Genomic DNA, 20111 nt, shown 5'->3' on the forward strand with positions numbered 1-20111 from the left:
TGAGAGAACCTTGAGTTCGAGCGTTTTTATGTTATCGCACACGGCCCTTTGTCCATGATTTGATACGACGCGTATGCATTGATCTAGACAAAGCGTCACCAAGCGGAAGGAGCCAACATGGCTGACAAGTTTGATGTAATCGTTATCGGTGCCGGCCCCGGCGGCTACGTCGCTGCCATTCGCGCGGCCCAGCTCGGGCTGAACGTTGCCTGTGTCGAGAAGTGGATTGGCAAGGAAGGCAACGTGGTACACGGCGGCACCTGCCTGAACGTGGGTTGTATCCCGTCCAAGGCGCTGCTGGAAGCCTCGCACAAGTATGTCGAAGCCAAGCACGACTTCGACGACCTGGGGATCCAGGCAAGCGATGTCAGCATGGACATCACCAAGATGATGTCGCGTAAAGACACCATCGTTAAGAACCTGACCGGCGGCATCTCGGGCCTTTTCAAGGCCAACGGCGTCACCGCGATCGACGGTACTGGTAAAGTCGTGGGTAACAAGCAGGTCGAAGTCACCGATGTCGACGGCAACGCGACCAAGTACGAAGCCGAGAACATCGTGATCGCGGCGGGCTCGGTACCGGTCGAAATTCCGCCCACGCCGCTGACCGACGACTTGGTCGTCGACTCTACCGGCGCACTTGAATTCAAGGAAGCGCCGAAGCGTTTGGGCGTGATCGGCGCCGGCGTTATCGGGCTCGAGCTTGGTAGCGTTTGGAACCGCCTGGGATCTGAAGTCACCGTGCTCGAAGCGATGGACGATTTCTTGCCGATGGTCGACACGACCGTTGCCAAGGATACCCAGAAGCTTCTTAAAAAGCAGGGCCTGGACATCAAACTCGGCGCCCGCGTAACCGGCTCCGAAGTGAAAGACAATGAAGTCGTCGTCAAGTACACCGACGGCGAAGGCGAGCAGGAAATTACCTTCGACAAGCTGATCGTTTGCGTTGGCCGCCGCCCGTACACCAAGGGTGTGATTGCCGACGACGTCAGCATCGAGCTCGACGAGCGTGGCTTCATCTTCGTCGACGACCAGTGCCGCACCAACGTGCCGGGCGTTTACGCGATCGGCGACTGCGTACGCGGTCAGATGCTGGCGCACAAGGCCTCGGAAGAGGGCATCATGGTGGCGGACATCATCGCCGGCCACAAAGCCGAGATGAACTATGACGCCATTCCCTGCGTGATCTACACTGCCCCGGAAGTGGCCTGGGTCGGTATGACAGAGCAGGACGCCAAGGCCAAGGGCATCGAAGTCAAAACCGGTACTTTCCCGTTTGCCGCCAGCGGCCGCGCCATGGCGAACAACGCCACCGAAGGTAGCGCGAAAGTCATCGCCGATGCAGAAACCGATCGCATCCTGGGTGTTCACATCGTTGGCCAGCATGCCGGCGAGCTGATCGCTCAGGCCGTGATCGCGATGGAGTTCGGCTCCAGCGCCGAAGATCTGGCGCTGACCTGCTATGCCCACCCCACCATGTCCGAGGCGGTTCACGAAGCCGCACTGGCCGTGGACGGGCACGCCATCCACATGGCGAACCGTAAAAAACGTAAGTAATTCTAGTAACGACCAGGCGCCACCTTCCGGTGGCGCAACGCTATCAGCCCGGCTTGCCGAGCTGATAGCACGGGGACAGCCGGTGCTCGACACCGGTTGTCGTTCGAGTCACATGCAACCAATGGCATGAATCGATGAACCTTCACGAGTATCAAGGCAAGCAGCTGTTTGCTGATTATGGTCTGCCGGTGTCCAAAGGCTTTGCCGTGGACACGCCAGAAGAAGCGGTAGAAGCGTGCAAAAAAATCGGCGGCGAGATGTGGGTAGTCAAAGCCCAGGTCCACGCGGGCGGCCGCGGTAAAGCGGGCGGCGTGAAGCTGATCAAGGACCCCCAGGAAGCGAAGGCCTTCGCCGAGCAGTGGCTGGGCAAGAACCTGGTCACCTACCAGACTGACGAAAAAGGTCAGCCGGTTGCCAAGATTCTGGTCGAGAACTGCACCGATATCGCCGATGAGCTTTATCTGGGCGCCGTCGTCGACCGTACCAGCCGTCGCGTGGTCTTCATGGCCTCGACCGAAGGTGGTGTAGACATCGAAACGGTCGCCGAAGAGACACCGGAAAAGATTCTGAAAGCCGAGATCGACCCGCTGGTCGGCGCTCAGCCCTACCAGGCACGCGAACTCGCTTTCAAACTGGGCCTTAAAGGCGACCAGATCAAGCAGTTCACCAAGATCTTCCTGGGGCTTTCCAAGCTGTTCCACGACAAGGATCTGGCGCTTCTGGAAATCAACCCGCTGGTCATCACCGATGAAGGCAACCTGCACTGCCTCGACGCCAAACTGGGCCTCGACAGCAATGCGTTGTACCGTCATCCGGACCTGCAGGCGATGCGTGATCCGAGCCAGGAAGACCAGCGCGAAGCGGATGCTGCCAAGTGGGAGCTCAACTACGTAGCCCTCGATGGCAACATCGGCTGCATGGTCAACGGCGCGGGCCTGGCCATGGGCACCATGGACATCGTCAACCTGTCTGGCGGTAAGCCGGCCAACTTCCTGGACGTAGGCGGCGGCGCGACCAAAGAGCGCGTGGCAGAAGCGTTCAAGATCATTTTGTCCGACGACAACGTGAAGGCCGTGCTGGTCAACATCTTCGGCGGTATCGTGCGCTGCGACATGATCGCCGAAGGCATCATTGGTGCCGTCGAGCAGGTCGGTGTCAACGTGCCGGTCGTTGTGCGTCTGGAAGGTAACAACGCCGAGCTGGGTGCCGAGAAACTGGCGTCCAGCGGTCTGAACATCATCGCTGCCACCAGCCTGAGCGACGCGGCTCAGCAGGTTGTTAAAGCAGCGGAGGGCAAGTAATGAGTATCCTGATCGATAAGAACACCAAGGTCATCTGCCAAGGGTTCACCGGTGGCCAGGGCACGTTCCACTCCGAGCAGGCGATTGCCTACGGCACGCAAATGGTCGGCGGTGTAACGCCGGGCAAAGGCGGCCAGACGCACCTGGGCCTGCCGGTGTTCAACACCGTCGCGGAAGCAGTCGAGCAAACCGGCGCCGAAGCCAGCGTAATCTACGTACCGGCCGCGTTTTGTAAAGACTCCATCCTTGAAGCCGCCAACGCCGGCATCAAGCTGATCGTCTGCATCACCGAAGGTATCGCCACACTCGACATGCTCGACGCGAAAGTAAAATGCGACGAGCTCGGCGTTCGCCTGATCGGCCCGAACTGCCCCGGCGTCATCACGCCTGGCGAAACCAAGATCGGCATCATGCCGGGCCATATCCACCAGCCGGGCCGTGTCGGCATCGTATCCCGTTCGGGTACGTTGACCTATGAAGCGGTCAAGCAGACCACCGACCACGGCTTCGGCCAGTCGACCTGTGTCGGCATCGGTGGTGACCCGATCCCGGGCTCCAACTTCATCGACATCCTCGAGATGTTCGAGAAGGACCCGAAGACCGAAGCGATCGTCATGATCGGCGAGATCGGCGGCACCGCGGAAGAAGAAGCGGCGGCGTACATCAAGGACAACGTCTCCAAGCCGGTCGTTGCCTACATCGCAGGCGTTACCGCACCTCCTGGCAAGCGTATGGGCCACGCGGGTGCGATCATCTCCGGCGGTAAAGGCACGGCGGACGACAAGTTCGGCGCTCTCGAAGCGGCGGGTGTCAAAACCGTACGTTCGCTGGCCGAAATCGGCGACGCGCTGAAAGAAGCCACCGGCTGGTAAGTCAGGTCGGTCGAGGTAGGCGCTTGTCGGTTGGAAAGCGCAAAAAGGGCACCTTCGGGTGCCCTTTTTTATGTCCGCATTTTGTAAAACTTAGCCGCGGCGTTGCAGGCAGCGTGAGCCGAGCACGACGAACACCGGGGCCCCCACGGCCAAATAAAGGTGGTAGCTCACCAGCCGCCAGACCAGTACCGCCGCGGCGACCTGCTCCGGCGCCATCAGCGGCAGTAAAAGCGTGCCCACGCCAAGCTCCGCCGCCCCGGCACCGCCGGGCAGAAAGCTCAGCTGGCTGGCCGCCATGGCCAGCATCTGCACCAGAAACGTCCAGAGCCACTCCGCCTGCCCGCCCACCCCCAGCACCGCCATGTACAAAAGGCTATAACGCAGTACCCAGTGCAGCGCGGTGAGCAGCAGTATCGCAGCAAGCGTTCGCCCGGGCAGGTGTAGCGTGACCCGCAGCGCGTGGCGACAGCGCAGCAGCCGCCGAATGAGCCAGCGCCTTTTAACGGCGTTGGGCCGCGCCGCCGGGCGCAGGCGTAAAAGCCTGGGCAGATAAACGATGGCCAGCGCCACGCTCACCAGTAACGCGCCAAGGGCGAGCAGGGCGGCCTGAATAAGCCCCTGGTGGGGCCAGTCGACGATACCGGTCAGCGTGGCGGCCACCGCCACACCCAGCATGGTCAGAAAGAAAAGCGAGTCGCATCCCTGGTCGATCAGAAACATCGCCGTGCCCCTGGCTGGGGGCACACCGCGCTTTGCCAGAAGCGCCAGCATCGTAACCGGGCCGCCGCTGCCGCCCGGGGTGGCGCACAGCGCGAACTTGGCGGCAAGCTCGATACCCAGCGCGCCCGCCTGATTAGGCGCGCCTGGGTGAGCGCCGAGCATCAGCCGAAGCCTGAGCGCGTTCAGGTTCCAGCAGACGGCAGCCGTTGCCACCATGAGCGCCAAAAGCCCCAGCGGGAACGCCTGTACATGGCCAAGCGCGGCCCGCCCGCCGGCAAGCGATGTCAGCAGTAGCGGTGTGATGAGTGCGATGAGCAGCAGCACCGCGTGCAATGGACGCGGTCGCCATCGGGATTTACCTTGTATGAATGCGGGGGCGGGCATGGGCCGGCTCGCTTTGATGTAGCGCTCGATAGTGCTCGTATAGTTGGTGTATCACCACATCCCAGCCGAAGCGACGCTCGACATAGTGGCGCGCGTAGCGCCCGCTGGCGGCGATGTCGTTGTCGAACAGCGCGCTGCAGGCCTGGGCCATGGCGGTAGGGTCGAGCGGCGGGCACAGCACGCCGCCGCCCAGGGGCACGTTCTCGATCAAGGCACCGGCGCGGGCGCCGATGACCGGCAGGCCACTGGCCATCGCCTCCTGGGCAATCAACCCAAAGGTTTCCCGCGTGCCGGCGTGGAGCAGGGCGTCGCTGCTGGCAAGCGCGGCGGCCACTTCGTGCACGCCGCAACAGCGGCTGACCGCGGTGACGTTGTCCGGCACGCGGGTGGGCATCCCGGGGCCCATCAGCAGCAGGTGGTAGTCCGGCCCCAGGCGTTTCATGGTGGCCAGCAGCACGTCGATGTTCTTCTCGCGGGAGTAGCGGCCGACGAAAATGAGCAGGCGCTTGTTCTCATTGATGCCAAAGCGGCGGCGAAGGTGCGGGTCGAAGTGGTCGGGATGAAACCGCTCGAGATCCACCCCCAAAGGCTGCACGCGCACGTTCTCCACACCCCACTGTGTGAGGCGGTCGGCCATGGCCTGGCAAGGAGCGAGCACGCTGTCAAAGCGGCGGTAGAGATCGGCCACGTAGCGGATCAAGCGGCGCTCGACGCGCCCCCCGAAGCGGTCGCCCATCAGTCGCGGCAAATCCGAGTGGTAAAACCCGACCACCGGCACGCCCAAGCGCTGACCAGCGTCCAGTGCGGCCCAGGCGGTCACGTAGGGGTCGCCGGCCTCGATGATGTCCGGCGCTAATTCGATCAGCGCATCCCGCCAGGGCGCGCCGCGTAGCGGAAACCGGTAGCCCTGGCCCAGCGGAAGGCGCAGGGCAGGCAGCGTATGGTGCTCGCCCAGGCTATCGCGCTCGGCGCCGGGTACCAGCAGGCTACAGCGGGCACCGGTTTTTTGCAGTACGCGGTGTTTGGCTTGCAGGTAGGTGCGCACGCCGCCGCTGGCCGGGGCGTGAAACATGGTGATATCGGCAATATGCAAGGTCGTCTCCGCGCCACACAAGGGTCACTCATCACCATAGCCAACGAATAAGTCAGTTATGCGACAGCGTGAGTATGCTTTGGGCGCTGCAAATTCTGTCGCTTGCGAAAAACCTTGCTTAAACCCCAATACCACCTAATATAACATCCATATGGATGGTATATGGAATCCATGGGGATTGAAAAGAGCTTCTCACCCGATAGGAGCGCTCATGAGCGTACACGAACTGCGCCGCAAGCCCGGCGACACCAACGAGAAAATCACCATTAACCTCGGCGTCGTCGATCTGGGCCAAATCGACCTGCTGGTGCAGGAGGGCTTTTACTCCAACCGAACCGATTTGATCCGTACCGCCATTCGCAACCAGCTGGCAAGCCACGCCGACGTCGTCAAGGAGACCGTCTCGCGCAAGGCGTTCGTGCTGGGGCTTGAACACTACAGCCGAGCGGATCTCGAAGCGCTAAAGGCCAATGGCGAAACCCTGCAAATCCAGGTGCTGGGGCTTGCCACCATTGCCGACGATGTAACGCCAGAACTTGCCGCCGCGACGATCGAATCCGTCGTCGTGCTTGGCGCCCTGCATGCAAGCAAGGCGGTCAAGGCCGCTCTGGCTGGTCGCATCCACTGATGTATTGACGAGGGCTTTGACCATGATCGATGCCACCATGACCCAACGAATGCAAGAAGCGACGCGGCTGACCCGCGCCGGCAGGCTTTCCGAGGCCATGCAGATGTTGCAAGGCCAAGACCCGATGCCCGAGCGCCAGGCGACACCGGCGGCCGCTCAAGAGGGCAATGTGTTCGAAAGTACCTGCGAGACGATCGGAGAGAAGACGTTTACGGCGTTCACATCGGCCTCGCCGGGGCTTGGGCACAAGCGCCAGGGCTTTCGCTTTCGCGATCAATGGGCGGGCTTTCAAGCCGGCGCCGGGCCGCAGGCACCGGCCGCGCACGAAACGCCCAGCCCCGGCGCCTTCACTGCGGGTCGCTTTGAAAACCGTGCCGGTACCCGGGACTATAAACTCTTTATGCCCAGCGGCTACCACGGCCAGGCGCTGCCCCTGGTCGTCATGCTCCACGGCTGTACCCAAAACCCGGACGACTTCGCCGCCGGGACCCAAATGAACGCGCTGGCCGAAGCGCAAACCTTCTGCGTGCTCTACCCGGCTCAGCCGCAAAGCGCCAATACCTCGAAGTGCTGGAACTGGTTCAAGGCCGGCGACCAGCGCCGCGAAGGCGGCGAGCCCGAGGTGCTGGCGGGAATGACCCGGGAGATCGTCAATACCCACGGGCTCGACGCCGCCCGGGTGTACGTGGCCGGGCTCTCCGCCGGCGGCGCCATGGCGACCACGCTTGCCATGACCTACCCGGAACTCTTCGCCGCGGTGGGGGTGCACTCCGGGCTGCCTCATGGCGTTGCCAAGAGCCTCCCGGATGCGCTGGCGGCCATGCAGGGCGGAAGACCGGCACCGGGCGGGGCGAGTGAAGGTTTTGCCTCGAACGTGCCGGCGATCATCTTTCACGGCGACCGGGACAGCACCGTGCATCTGAACAACGCCGAGCGCGTGGCGAGCCAATATGTCGCCTGCAAAGCCACACCAGGCGATGCGAAGGCGGGGCAGGTGGCTGGCGGCCACGGCTATACGCGCACGGTCCACCGCGACGCCCAGGGCGAAACGCGCCTGGAGCAGTGGCGCATTCACGGCGCGGGCCACGCCTGGGCGGGGGGCAGCGCTCGGGGAAGCTACACCGACCCCAAAGGGCCGGATGCCTCGAAGGAGATGCTGCGCTTTTTCTTTGAGCATCAGTTGAAAGGTGAGTCGTAAATAGTGAGTCGTGAATCGTGAATCGTGAATCGTGAATCGTGAATCGTGAGTCGTGAATCGTGAGTCGTGAATGGTGAGTCGGGTGGGGCGCCGGGGGGGGGGGCGTATAAAAAAGCAGCGGCGCCTTTGGCGCCGCTGCTCTGTGGGGAGACCGGTACGGGATTACTCGGCGGGCTTAGCCACCAGTGAGCGGGTCTCTTCGCGGGCCTCGGTGAGCTGCACGCGCAGGGCGTCGCCGAGCTTGTAGCGCTCTTCACCCTCGATCTGGATGCGGCCTTCCTTGTCGTCGATCACCACCTTGCTGCGGTCGCTATGCATCAAGGGGGCCGGGACGAAGGCCGTGGCGCCGTTTTCGACCAAGCGAACGCGCATGCCGCCGCGGTTGATCGCGATGATTTCCGCGTCGAAGCCATCCTGGTTCTGAGCGGCGCTGGTCAAAAAGCGTACGTAGAGCCAGTCTTTCACGTCGCGCTCGGCCATGCGGTTCAGGCGACGGCGCTCGGTGAGCTGCTCGGTGAGCGCCTGGCTCGCCTCGGCCGGAGCCTGCTCGCCCTTCAGCACGCGCTTGATCAAGCGGTGGTTGACCATATCGCCGTACTTACGAATCGGCGAGGTCCAGGTGGCGTAGGCGGCCAGGCCTAAGCCAAAGTGCGGCCCGGGCTGGGCGGACATGCTGGTAAAGCCCTGGAAGCGGCGCAGGCGGGCATCGAGCCAGGCGTCGTCGCGGCTTTCGAGTGCGCGCTTAAGATCCTTGTAATGGTCCAGGTCGGTCAGCGCCTCGAGGGCTACTTCGATGTCTTGGCCGGCCAAAAACTCCTGGGCGGCTTCGGCTTTGTCCGACTCGAACGCACGGTGCACGTTGAAGATGCCGTGACCGATGTTGGCGGCGAGGAAGTCCGCGCAGCAGGCGTTGGCGGCGATCATCGACTCTTCGATCATGCGGTTGGCGATGCGGCGATCTTCGGTGTTGATCGCCAGCACGTTACCGGCTTCGTCGAGCTCGAACACGTAGTCCGGGCGGTCCTTGAAGACCAGCGCGTGCTCGTTACGCCAGGCGGTGCGTGCCTCGGTCAGCGCCTGAAGCGCTTTGAGCTGCTCGGCGATGTTGTCCGCCGGCGCCCAGTCGCCTTCACCGTCGATCCAATCCGACACCCGGTCGTAAACGAGCTTGGCATGGGACTGCACGTCGGCGGCGAAGAAACGGTAGTCGCCCAGCCGGCCGTCAGCGTGGATGGTCAGCGTGCAGGCCAGCGCCGGGCGGCTCTTGCCTTCCCACAACGAGCAAAGATCGTCGGCTAGCTGCTCGGGCAGCATGGTGACGTTCTGGCCCGGCAGGTAAACGGTGAACGCACGTACGCGCGCTTCCAGGTCCGCCGCGTGCGCTTCGTCGACATAAGCGGTCGGGTCGGCGATCGCTACCGACAAATCCCAACCGCCGTCGTCGCGGGTGGTGATGCGCAGGGCATCGTCCATGTCCTTGGTCTTTTCACCGTCGATGGTGAAGAAGGGCTCGGCGGTAAGATCTTCCCGAGTCAGGCCTTCATCGCGCAGCGGCCAGTCGTTGCCGGCCTCCGGGCTTGCCTGCTCCAGGGCGTGGCGGGCCAGGGTCACGCGCCAGGGCACCGCCGGGTTGTCGGACTTGGCCACCAGCTCGTCGATCTGAGCGAAAAAGCCGCGGTCGTTCTCTTTCATCGGGTGGCGCACCAGCCGCGCGACGACCCAGTCGCCGTCGGCGATGGTCGACTCATCGAGGCTGTTTTTGATGCGCGACTTGATGACGTTGCGAATCGAGGGGTGATCCGGCACCACGGCCAAGCGGTCTTCGCGCTTTTGAACGCGGGCCACGAAGCGGTCGAGCCCGGCTTCGAGCAGCTTTTCCGGCTCGACGGATTTCTTGTCGCCGTTTTCGTGAATCACCGCCTCGACGCGGTCGCCGTGAATGACCTGCTTCATGGCGGGGGGCGGCACGAAATAGGACTCGCCCCCTTCGGTTTCTAGAAAGCCGAAACCTTTTTCAGTGCCCTTGATCACGCCTTCGACGCGGGGCGTGGTATCACGAATCTGTTGCTTGAGCTGGGCAAGCGCGGAGTTATTTTGCAGCATGAGCTCTATCAGTTAACGAGGGTAGCCTGCCACTATACGGATTCCCGCTCACCGCGCCAATTACCCGCCGCGATGAAGTCGCCGCGCGGGCGTAAGGTCAATGACTTACCCGCGCTTTGTATAATCGGTTAAGCTGAAAGACCCTTATAAACCCCCAAGAGCGACCATTTGAGAGGAGCGTGCGATGACCCCCCGGCTGATTGTTTCCGATTTGGATGGAACGCTTTTAGGAAGCGATCACGTTTTGCACGAGAGCACCAAGGAGGTACTGCGCGCCCTGGTCGAGCAGGGCCACCACCTGACCCTGGCCTCCGGCCGCCACTACCTGGACATGCGGGTGTTTCGCGACGAGCTCAATGTGCCCATGCACCTGATCAGCAGCAACGGGGCCTACACCCACGCCCCGGACGACACGCTGCTGAGCGCCCACCACGTGAAGCCTGAAAAGGCCCGCGCATTGATCGATCTACCGCGCCCGGCGGATGTCCGACTGAGCCTTTATGTGGATGATGCCTGGTATATCGATGCCGCCTCGCCTGGGCACCTGGCCATGCACGCCGCCACGGGCTTCGTCTATCAGGTCGTTTCGCCGGCCAACATGCCCGCCGAGGGCATCGGCAAGGTGCTTTACGGCGGCAAGCCCAAGGCGCTTGCCAAGATCGAGGCAGCGGTGCGCGACATCAGCGACGGCGAGTTGCACGTTACTTACTCGACCCCGGAGTCGCTCGAGATCATGGCGGGTAACGTCAACAAGGGCGTCGCCTTGAAAGCGCTGCTCGAACGTTTGGATATCGAGGCCGAGCAGTGCCTGGCCTTTGGCGATAACTTGAACGACATTGAAATGCTGAGCCTGGCAGGCGAGGCGCACTTCATGGCCAATGCCCACCCGGAAATGGCCGGGCGCCTCGGGCGTGGCCGTCAAATAGGCCACCACGGCGAAGCCGGGGTCGCCGCGCTTTTGCGCGAGCGCTTTGGGCTTTGAGCCAAGGGCTGTGATCGGGTTACCACCTTAGTCGATAGTCGCTTGTGGTCGGCAGGGCTCTCCACCATTATCTAGCGCGAAAAAGATAATAACGACGATAATAAAAGAGAGGGAGCCCGCTACTATGACCCACGCGTCTGATTGCGTGATGATCGTCGACGACGACCCGGAAATTTGCGAGCTGCTGGCGGATTACCTGGGCCGCCACGGCTACCAGGTGCTGACCGCCGACAGTGCGCAGTCGCTCTACGCCACACTGGACGAGCAAACGCCGAGTCTGGTGCTGGTGGATGTGATGATGCCCGGCGACGACGGCTTCGCCGTTTGCCGGGCGCTTCGCCGCCAGGGCGATATGCCGATCATCATGCTCACCGCAAGCAGTGATGAAACCGACCGGATTCTCGGCCTGGAGCTGGGCGCCGACGACTATATGGCCAAGCCCTTCAACCCCCGTGAGCTTTTAGCGCGTATCAAAGCGGTGCTGCGGCGCACTCGCGCCGGTTTTGAGCCACCCAGCGCCGGCCACGCCCGCTGGGTGCGCTTTGGCCCCTGGCAGCTCGATCGCACCACCCGCGAGCTGGTGGATCAGGGCGGGGCGCATACGTCGCTCTCCGGCGCGGATTTTCAACTGCTGCAGGTGTTTCTCGAGCGCCCGGCCACGGTGATCACCCGGGATGATCTTTATACGCTGTCACGCGGGCGCCACGCGCCGCCGCTGGATCGTTCCATCGACGTTCACGTTTGCAGGCTGCGCCAGCGCCTGGGTGAGGACGCCCAGCACTCGCAGCTGATTCGCACCGTGCGCGGCGCGGGCTACGTGCTTACCGCCCAGGTCGAAGCCGTCGTGTGAGCACGCTCAGAGGCGTCTTGAAACGCTGTCTGCCGAGTACGCTGCGCGGACGCTTCGTGATCATCATGATTGCCGGGGTGCTGGCGGCTCAGGCAGCAAGCTACGCGCTCTGGAGCTCCCAGGTGCGCGCCAGCCAGCTCGAACAGCTCGACGAGCTATCCAACAACATGGCGCTGAGCATCGCCTCCACCATGAAGTTTTTCCGCTCGCTGCCGGTGGACTACCGCCATATCGTGCTCGACCAGCTACGCAACATGGGCGGAACGCGCTTTTTCGTTAGCGTCAACGAGCGGCGTATTCCGGTGACCGATATCGGCAGCGGCGCCGAAAAAACGCTGGTGGTGGGTAACGTGCATCGTATTTTGACCCAGGAACTGGCCATCGACGACGTCGTGGTCGAGTTCTCGCGACCGGAAACCCTGCGCGTTTTCAACAACGAAGTGCTGCTTCACGATTTACCGCCGCGCTGGGGCCAGCACAGCCTGCTGATGGAGCCGCTTTCGCCGCCGATTCTGGTGGTACAGCTCGAGCTTGCCCCGGACATGTGGCTTTACGTGGCCACGCTACTTGGCGTGCCGGATATCTTTAGCGGCTACCGCTGGCTTTCCGAAGAGCGCCTGCTGGTGGGCTTGCTGGTGCTGATGAGCGTACTGGCGCTCTCCTTTTGGGGTATTACCAGCGTAACCCGGCCATTGGCGCGGCTCTCCAGCGCTGCCCGCCAGCTCGGCGATGACCTGGACCGCCCCCCGCTCAAGGAGAGCGGCCCCAAAGAGGTCGCCGCCACCGCGGTGGCGTTCAACCGTATGCAGCGGCGCATACGCGAGCAGCTCGACGAGCGCGAACGGCTCTTCTCGGCGATTTCCCACGACCTTAAAACACCGATCACCCGGATGCGCCTGCGCGCCGAAATGCTCGACGACTCACTTCAGCGCGAGCGCTTTTGCGCCTCGCTCGATGAGCTGAGCGAGCTCGTCAAAGGCGCGCTTGCCTCGGTGAAGGGGCTCGACCTGCACGAAGACCCCGCCGCGGTGGATATCGCCGCCCTGGCCACAACGCTTGCCGACGAGCTTGGCTTGCAAGGTGGCGAGGTTAGTGTGACAGGCCAGGCCGCGCCGCTTACGGCTAAGCCGCTGGCGCTCAAGCGCTGCCTGGCCAATCTCCTGGAAAACGCGGTGTTCTACGGCCAGCGCGCGGCGGTGCACATAAGCGATACGCCCGAGCAAATCACGATACGTATTCATGACGACGGCCCCGGTATTGCTCAAGACCAACGGGCGCGGGTTTTTTCACCGTTCGTGCGCCTGGAGGCCTCGCGCAGCCGCAACACCGGCGGCAGCGGCCTTGGGTTGGGCATCGCCCGGCATATCGCCCGCGCCCACGGCGGCGATATCACCTTGGCTAATCATCCACAAGGTGGGCTCGTCGCCACCCTGGTGCTGTTGCGCCACGCGCCTATTACAGGTTTGTAAGAAAACCCCAAGACTATGTAGTAAAGGGTAACTCCCGTTTGCAGGTATTGCGGCGTACTCTGCAGTAAGCGCTAGGCGTAACCATTCAAACGAACGATTCGAACGAGTGATTCAAACGAACGATTCACTCAAACGGTTCGCTCAAGCGATTTATAAAAAACGATCCGACAATAACAACGCCAGGAGTCATCATGTCGACATTGCGTTTACCCTCGATGCGTCAGTCCGCCCTCAGCCTCGCGCTTGCGCTGGCCGCGACTACTTCTGCCCAGGCAAACGACGTCGAGGTCCTCCATTGGTGGACCTCCGGCGGCGAAGCGCGCGCGGCCAACGTGCTCAAGGAGCTTCTTGAGGCCGAAGGCTACGGCTGGGAAGACTTCGCCGTGGCCGGCGGCGGCGGCGAAACCGCCATGACGGTGCTCAAATCTCGTGCCATGTCCGGCAACCCGCCGTCGGCGGCGCAAATCAAGGGCCCGGAAATTCAGGAGTGGGGCGAGCTTGGCCTGCTGGGCGATCTGGACGACGTGGCCGCGCAGGAGGGCTGGGACGACCTGCTCCCCGAGGTGGTCGCCGATATCATGCGCTATGACGGCCAATACGTGGCCGTGCCCGCCAACGTTCATCGGGTGAACTGGCTGTGGGCGAACCCGGAAGTGCTCGACGCCGCCGGCGTCGAAATGCCGACCACCCTGGATGAGCTCTTCACCGCCGGTGAGGCGATCCGCGAGGCGGGCTTCGTGCCGCTTGCCCACGGCGGCCAGGACTGGCAGGACGCCACCGTGTTCGAAAGCGTAGTGATTGGAAGCCAGGGCGTGGATTTTTACCGCCAGTCGCTGGTGGAGCTCGACCCAGAGGCGCTGGGTAGCGACGAAATGATCAGCGCACTCGAGACCTTCAAGCGTCTGCGCGAGCTTATGGACGACGGCATGCCCGGGCGCGATTGGAACATCGCCACCAATATGGTGATCGAGGGGGACGCGGGCTTTCAACTGATGGGGGATTGGGCCAAGGGTGAATTCACCGCCGCCGGGCTCACCGCCGGCGAGGACTACCTTTGCGCTGCGGCGCCGGGAAGCGCGGACGCTTTCTCGTTCAATATCGACAGCCTCGCCATGTTCCGCGTCAGCGACGATGATGAGCGCGAAGCCCAGCAGGCGCTGGCGCGGCTGGTGCTCGAGCCTACCTTCCAGGAAGCCTTCAACCTGGCCAAGGGCTCGATCCCCGCGCGCCCGGACCTGGACATGAGTGAATTCGACAGCTGCGCCGAGCAGTCCCTGGCCGACTTCCAGCGCACCGCCGAAGACGGCGGCCTGGTGCCCAGCATGTCCCACGGCATGGCCGTGCGTGCCGATGTCCAGGGGGCGATCTTCGATGTCGTCACCAACTACTTCAACGACGCCGACATGCCTGCCGAGCAAGCCGCCGAGCGCCTGGTAAGTGCCGCGCAGACCGCTTCCTTCTAAAAGCCTTTTGATCAAGGTGCGCCGCCGCCCGGCGGCGCCACGCTGACAGGCGAACTCCCTATGAGCGACACAACTTTGCCCAAGGCCCATCGGCCGACGGTTTCCGGCTGGCTACAAGGCTGGCTTCCGCGGCTGGTGTTGGCCCCCTCCATTGCCATTACGCTGTTTTTCGTTTACGGCTTCATGCTCTGGACGTTCGTACTCTCGCTGACCAGCTCGCGGATGCTCCCAAGCTACGACTTCGTTGGCTTTGGCCAGTACGCGCGACTCATGGCCAACGACCGCTGGTGGGTGGCCTCGACCAACCTGATGATCTTTGGCGTCTTGTTCGTCGCGGTGTGCCTGGTACTCGGGGCCGTGCTGGCGATTTTGCTGGATCAAAAAATCCGCCAGGAGGGGGCGCTTCGCACGATCTATCTTTACCCGATGGCGCTTTCGTTCATCGTCACTGGCGTGGTCTGGAAGTGGCTTTTGAACCCGCAGTTGGGGATCCAGGCCATGGTGCGCAGCTGGGGTTTCGAGTCGTTTCGTTTCGACTGGATCGTTGACCCGGACATGGCCATTTTCACCTTAGTGATCGCCGCGGTATGGCAGGCCTCGGGCTTCGTGATGGCGCTGTTTCTGGCGGGGCTTCGAGGTATCGACGACAGCATCATCAAGGCCGCCCAGCTCGACGGGGCGAGCCTGCCGCGCATCTATTGGCGCGTGGTCATGCCGTGCCTGCGCCCGGTGGTGTTCAGCGCGGTGATGATTCTTTCGCACATCGCCATCAAGAGCTTCGACCTGGTGGTGGCGCTGACCGGCGGCGGGCCCGGCTACGCAACGGACCTGCCCGCGACCTTCATGTACACCCACGCCTTCAATCGCGCCCAGATCGGGCTGGGCTCCGCCAGCGCCATGCTGATGCTCGGCGGCGTGCTGGCCATTTTGATTCCTTATCTCTACTCCGAACTAAGGAGCCGCAAGCATGGCTAACGTGATTCGCCGCCAGTCGCCCGCGGCGCGCCTGTGGCGGTGGGGGCTCTACTTTGTGCTGATCGCCGCCGCGCTTTTCTACGTGCTGCCGCTGATCGTGATGCTGATGACCTCCTTCAAGCCACTCAGCGAGATCACCGCCGGGTCGCTTTTGTCGCTGCCGCAAAACCCGACCCTGGCGCCCTGGACCAAGGCCTGGGGCGAGGCGTGCACTGGCATGCGCTGCGAAGGCGTGGGGGGCTACTTCTGGAACTCCTTCGCCATCGTGATTCCGGCGGTGTTGATTTCGACCACGGTGGGCGCACTCAACGGCTACGCCTTGACCAAGTGGCGCTTCAAGGGCTCGGAGCTTGTATTCGCGCTGATGCTCTTTGGCTGCTTCATCCCGTTCCAGGTGGTGCTGTTGCCCATGGCGCAAACCCTTGGGTGGCTCGGGCTTTCGAGCTCACGGGCGGGCCTGGTACTGGTCCACGTGGTGTTCGGCATTGCGTTTACCACGCTTTTTTTCCGTAACTTTTATGTGGGCATTCCCGACGAGCTGGTCTCGGCGGCCAAGCTCGACGGCGCCGGGTTCTTTCGCATCTTCTGGCGCATTTTGCTGCCGGTCTCGGCGCCGATCATCGTGGTGTCGATCATCTGGCAGTTCACCCAGATCTGGAACGACTTTTTGTTCGGCGTCGCGTTTTCCGGGCACAACACCCAGCCGGTGACCGTCGCACTCAACAACCTGGTGAACACCTCGACCGGGGTGAGCGAGTACAACGTCAACATGGCCGCGGCGATGATCGCTGCGCTTCCCACGCTCATCGTCTACGTGCTGGCGGGCAAATACTTCGTGCGCGGGTTAACGGCCGGGTCGGTGAAGGGCTAAGTCGTCGGTCGATTACTCACAATAGAGCGTCACAACAGGAACGATATTTATGGCAGCGCTTGAAATTGATCAGGTACGCAAGGAGTTCGGTCGCGAGCGAGTGCTCAAGGATGTCAGTCTCTCCATCGAGTCCGGACAGTTTCTGATTCTGGTGGGGCCGTCGGGCTGCGGCAAGTCGACGTTGATGAACGCCATCGCTGGGCTGGAGCCGGTCACCAGCGGCCATATCCGCATCGATGGCGAGGACGTGACCACGCGCACCCCCGCCGAGCGTGATATCGCCATGGTGTTTCAATCCTACGCCCTCTACCCCAGCATGACGGTACGCCAGAACATAAGCTTCGGCCTCGAGATGCGCAAAGTCCCCAAGGCCGAGCGTGCCCAAGCGGTGGAGCGGGTGGCGGATCTCCTGCAGATTTCGCACCTTCTGGAGCGCAAGCCTGCTCAGCTCTCCGGCGGCCAGCGCCAGCGGGTGGCGATGGGCCGGGCGCTGGCCCGCGAACCCAAGGTGTATTTGTTCGACGAGCCGCTGTCGAACCTGGACGCCAAGCTGCGCGTGGACATGCGCACCGAGATCAAAAAGCTCCACCAGCGACTGGGCACCACCATCGTGTACGTGACCCACGACCAGGTCGAGGCGATGACCCTGGCGGACCGCATCGCGGTAATGCGCGATGGCCACATTCTGCAGCTGGGCTCGCCGAACGAGGTCTACAACGACCCGGTAGACATGTTCGTGGCCGGGTTCATGGGATCGCCGTCAATGAACTTCATCCAGGCAACGCTCGAAAGCGAAGACGGTGGCTATCAGCTGCGTATCGCCACGCCTCAAGAAGAGGATCTGGTACTCCCCTGGCCCCAGGAGCGCTTCGCGGATGAGCTTGCCGAGCGGGTAGGTCAGGCGGTGATTCTGGGCCTGCGCCCCGAGCATTTCAGCGAAGAGGACGAGCGGCTGACCGCCCAGGCCGAGGGCACGCTGCTGACGGCGAACGTGGCGGTGGTCGAGCCGACCGGCGCGGATATCCTGCTGCGCCTGCCTCTGGGCGAGCAGGAAGTCACCGCCCGTGTCGGTCCCAAATGTACGGTGGCGGCGGGGCAGCGCCTGGCGCTACGTGTCGATATGGGCCGGGCGATTTTATTCGATGCGCAAAGCGAGCACCGCATCGCTTAGGAAGAGGGCTCTTTATCCGCGCGCTTGAGCTGGCGCCATAGCGCCTGGCGCAGATCGGCAAGTTTGGGCTGCTCTTCGACGGTGAACGCAAGCGGCCGGCAAAGGCGCTGAGCGCGAAGCCCCAGGCGTGCGCTTAAAAGGCCGGTGGCCAGCCCCTGGCCCGCCCGGGTCGAAAGCCGGGCGGTCAAATCCAGCGACAGCATGTCCATGCTCACATCAGTGGCGAGCTCGCTGGCGCCGGCGAAGGCCATATTGTGCAAGACGTTTCGAAAAAGGCGCAGGCGGCTGGCGTAGCCAAGCTCCAGCCCGTAAAGCCGGCAGAGCCGGTCGACCATGGCCAGGCTTCGCCAGGCGACCAGCGCCATATCCACCAGCGTTAGCGGACTGATCGCCACCATCAGCGCCGTCTCCCCGGACATCCGCGTAATCAGCTGCTGCGCCTTGCGATCCCGCGGGGTCAGCAGGTGATAGCACAAAAGCGTCTGGACCTCTTCTCCGCTGTGGTGCGGCTGGCACGCCTTCTTGAACGCCTGCCAGTGGGGGTCGTCGTCGCTGAGTTTGAGCTGCACTCTCAGCTTTTCGGCAAGTGACTGGGCCTTTTCGAAAGAGCAGTGGGGGAGTGTGGCGAGCTCTTCGCGCAGTTGGTCGTGGCGCTTGAGCCGTTTGAGGCGGCTAAGCTCCTTGACCAGCGATACGCCGCCCAGGGTAATCAGGCCCAGTCCAAAGGCCTGCCAGGCGACGTTGAGCCACGCCGAGCCTTCGATTGCCTCGGGGATGCCGGTGGCAAACTCCGCCGCGCCCAGCCCCGCAAAGCCGACCAACGCGAACATCAGCCCCCAACGGCGCTTGCGCGGTGCGCCCAGGGTAGCCTCGGGTAGCGCCTGCGCTTCGCTTTCGGCAAGCGGCGCATCGCCGAGTGCCGGGTCGAAGCGCTGGTGGGCGCGAAGCGTTTCATCGAAGGGCTCATCGAGCGCTTCAGCAGCGCTTTTATCAGCAGCTGGCGGGATGTCGTCAAGCGCGAAGTGGCGGCGCGGCTCGGTGGGTGTCATTGCAGTTTATCTCCAATCAGCCAGTCAAGCGCGGCGTCCATCCGAATGTGGTCGAGGGCGTCTCCGTCGCGGCTCGCGGGGCGAAAACTCGGGTAGTCGAACCCCTGGCGCTGCCAGAACTCCGCGGTGGGCAGGCGGCTCGGGACATCGCCCGGGTAGAGCAGCACCTCCTCGCCATCAAGGGTCGTACCGCGCAGCGCCGGGGTGCGCTTGCCGTTCTCCTGCACCTCGCGGGCCTGAGTGGCGCGAATCGCGGCGAGCGACAACGCTTTCACCGGCACGTTGGCGTAGCGCAGATCTTTGATCGGCTCCGCCAACAGGCTCTCCAACAACGTGACCACGTTGGCGTGCTGGTTCGGGGTGACGTGGTCGGCCTTGGTCGCGGCGATGGCCAGGCGGTCGATTTTGGGGGCGAACATTCGCGTGAGCAGGCTGCGCTTGCCGTAGTTGAAGCTCTGCATCAGCTGGCTCAGGGCGCTGGAGAGATCCTCGAAGCGTTCGGGGCCGGCGTTGAGCGCGCCGAGCACGTCGACCAGTACGATCTGGCGATCGAAACGGCGGAAGTGGTCGCGGTAGAAGGGCCGCACCACCTGCTGCTGGTAGTAGCGAAAGCGCGCGGCCAGCGTCGCGTAAAGGCTCTGTTCCGGCAGCGCTTCGAGCATTTCCTGGGGCTGCGCCAAATCCGGCAGGGGGAAGAACTGCAACACCGGTGCGTCCTCGAGCTCGCCGGGCAGCAAAAACCGCCCGGGCTGAAGATCCGAAAAGCCCGCCTGCTTGGCGCGCTTTAGCCCTTCGGCGTAGGCCTGGGATAGGCTTGCCAGTGTGCCCTCGTCGATCTCGGCGGCGGGGTCGAGCTGTTCGACCGCCTCGAGCCACTCGGTAAATAGCGCCCGGCGGTGGGGGCCCTGGTGGTGCGACTGTGCCTGACACCAGCTGTAAAAATCGTGCTGCAAAAGCGGCAGATCCAAAAGCCACTCGCCGGGGTAGTCGAAAAGATCCAGCGTGAGCTTGGCGGTTTCCGGCGTGAACCAGCCGCTTTGCGCCGGTTTGAAGCGAAGCTCCAGGCGAAGCTCGCTAATGCCGCGGGTCGGCGCGGGCCAGCGGGGCGGTGTCTCGGAAAGCGCCGCCATGCCCGGATCAAAAGGAAAGCGGGGTACGCCCAGATCCGGCTGGTTGAGTCGCTTGGCGCCTAAAAGCCGCCCTTCGCGGGCGGCAGGTAGTAAATCGAGGCGGGCATCAAGTCCGGCATGACGCAGTTGGTTGACCAGCGAGGTTAAAAACGCTGTCTTGCCCGCCTGGGAAAGCCCGGTCACGGCAAGCCTTAGCTGCCGGTCGCGACCGCGTTCGAGTAAATTATTGAGCTCCCGACTTAACGGCTGGGGCATGCTGGGCATTCCTTGGGCAAAGGGGTCGACGGGTAGCGCT

At 63.0% G+C, this 20111-nt stretch carries 17 protein-coding genes; 12 read left to right on the forward strand and 5 right to left on the reverse strand.

The genetic code is table 11. From position 1 onward, the window contains the following. Nucleotides 1-117: 117 nt before the first annotated feature. The 3 genes from lpdA (at nt 118) to sucD (ending at nt 3730) form a co-directional block, all read left to right on the forward strand. Entirely contained in the window at nt 118-1557 is a 1440-nt protein-coding gene (gene lpdA / locus ACWHRL_RS04825; RefSeq protein ID WP_447528137.1) for a dihydrolipoyl dehydrogenase, read from the forward strand. A gap of 134 nt (nt 1558-1691) precedes the next feature. Continuing rightward, nucleotides 1692-2858: an ADP-forming succinate--CoA ligase subunit beta gene (gene sucC / locus ACWHRL_RS04830; protein ID WP_447528138.1), complete on the forward strand. Its 1167-nt coding sequence runs from the start codon at nt 1692-1694 to the stop codon at nt 2856-2858. Further along, complete coding sequence (gene sucD, locus ACWHRL_RS04835) at nt 2858-3730, forward strand: succinate--CoA ligase subunit alpha (RefSeq protein ID WP_447528139.1); 873 nt, start codon at nt 2858-2860, stop codon at nt 3728-3730. Before sucC ends, sucD begins: the two co-directional genes overlap by 1 nt. A 90-nt stretch (nt 3731-3820) precedes the next feature. Here the strand turns inward: sucD and ACWHRL_RS04840 are convergent, their stop codons facing one another. Then, on the reverse strand, nt 3821-4834 hold the full coding sequence (locus ACWHRL_RS04840) for a lysylphosphatidylglycerol synthase transmembrane domain-containing protein (protein ID WP_447895471.1): 1014 nt from the start codon (nt 4832-4834) through the stop codon (nt 3821-3823). Continuing rightward, nucleotides 4806-5927 carry a glycosyltransferase gene (locus ACWHRL_RS04845; protein WP_447895472.1) on the reverse strand — a complete coding sequence of 374 codons (1122 nt, stop codon included), beginning with the start codon at nt 5925-5927 and terminating at the stop codon, nt 4806-4808. The genes ACWHRL_RS04840 and ACWHRL_RS04845 overlap by 29 nt, the downstream gene beginning before the upstream one ends. A 211-nt stretch (nt 5928-6138) precedes the next feature. Between ACWHRL_RS04845 and ACWHRL_RS04850 the strand changes: the two genes are divergently transcribed. Next, the gene (locus tag ACWHRL_RS04850; RefSeq protein ID WP_447528142.1) at nt 6139-6555 is read left to right on the forward strand and encodes a CopG family transcriptional regulator; all 417 of its coding nucleotides are present in this window, start codon (nt 6139-6141) and stop codon (nt 6553-6555) included. A 22-nt stretch (nt 6556-6577) separates the two neighbouring features. Next, a complete protein-coding gene (locus ACWHRL_RS04855; RefSeq protein WP_447895473.1) occupies nt 6578-7753 on the forward strand; it encodes an extracellular catalytic domain type 1 short-chain-length polyhydroxyalkanoate depolymerase in 1176 nt (391 codons plus the stop codon). Between the two features lie 162 nt (nt 7754-7915). Here the strand turns inward: ACWHRL_RS04855 and ACWHRL_RS04860 are convergent, their stop codons facing one another. Next, nucleotides 7916-9856: an exoribonuclease II gene (locus tag ACWHRL_RS04860; RefSeq protein ID WP_447895474.1), complete on the reverse strand. Its 1941-nt coding sequence runs from the start codon at nt 9854-9856 to the stop codon at nt 7916-7918. A gap of 184 nt (nt 9857-10040) precedes the next feature. On the opposite strand from ACWHRL_RS04860, the gene ACWHRL_RS04865 reads away from it, so the two are divergent. From ACWHRL_RS04865 to ACWHRL_RS04895, 7 genes are all read left to right on the forward strand, one after another. Further along, on the forward strand, nt 10041-10838 hold the full coding sequence (locus ACWHRL_RS04865; RefSeq protein WP_447895475.1) for an HAD family hydrolase: 798 nt from the start codon (nt 10041-10043) through the stop codon (nt 10836-10838). Between the two features lie 124 nt (nt 10839-10962). Continuing rightward, nucleotides 10963-11688 carry a response regulator gene (locus ACWHRL_RS04870; protein ID WP_447528146.1) on the forward strand — a complete coding sequence of 242 codons (726 nt, stop codon included), beginning with the start codon at nt 10963-10965 and terminating at the stop codon, nt 11686-11688. A 65-nt stretch (nt 11689-11753) separates the two neighbouring features. After that, nucleotides 11754-13157 (forward strand): ATP-binding protein, encoded by a 1404-nt coding sequence (locus ACWHRL_RS04875; RefSeq protein ID WP_447896148.1) that lies wholly within the window; start codon nt 11754-11756, stop codon nt 13155-13157. Between the two features lie 191 nt (nt 13158-13348). After that, nucleotides 13349-14620 carry an ABC transporter substrate-binding protein gene (locus ACWHRL_RS04880; protein ID WP_447895476.1) on the forward strand — a complete coding sequence of 424 codons (1272 nt, stop codon included), beginning with the start codon at nt 13349-13351 and terminating at the stop codon, nt 14618-14620. A gap of 60 nt (nt 14621-14680) precedes the next feature. Continuing rightward, nucleotides 14681-15595, forward strand: coding sequence for a carbohydrate ABC transporter permease (locus ACWHRL_RS04885; protein ID WP_447528148.1), 915 nt, complete (start codon nt 14681-14683; stop codon nt 15593-15595). Beyond that, on the forward strand, nt 15588-16466 hold the full coding sequence (locus tag ACWHRL_RS04890) for a carbohydrate ABC transporter permease (RefSeq protein WP_447895477.1): 879 nt from the start codon (nt 15588-15590) through the stop codon (nt 16464-16466). The genes ACWHRL_RS04885 and ACWHRL_RS04890 overlap by 8 nt, the downstream gene beginning before the upstream one ends. A 49-nt stretch (nt 16467-16515) precedes the next feature. Further along, the gene (locus ACWHRL_RS04895) at nt 16516-17637 is read left to right on the forward strand and encodes an ABC transporter ATP-binding protein (protein ID WP_447895478.1); all 1122 of its coding nucleotides are present in this window, start codon (nt 16516-16518) and stop codon (nt 17635-17637) included. Here ACWHRL_RS04895 and ACWHRL_RS04900 read toward each other — a convergent pair. Continuing rightward, a complete protein-coding gene (locus ACWHRL_RS04900) occupies nt 17634-18686 on the reverse strand; it encodes a YcjF family protein (protein WP_447895479.1) in 1053 nt (350 codons plus the stop codon). The genes ACWHRL_RS04895 and ACWHRL_RS04900 overlap by 4 nt on opposite strands. After that, nucleotides 18683-20071: a YcjX family protein gene (locus ACWHRL_RS04905; protein ID WP_447895480.1), complete on the reverse strand. Its 1389-nt coding sequence runs from the start codon at nt 20069-20071 to the stop codon at nt 18683-18685. Before ACWHRL_RS04905 ends, ACWHRL_RS04900 begins: the two co-directional genes overlap by 4 nt. Between the last annotated feature and the right edge of the window lie 40 nt (nt 20072-20111).

It is taken from the genome of Vreelandella sp. GE22 (assembly GCF_968212445.1).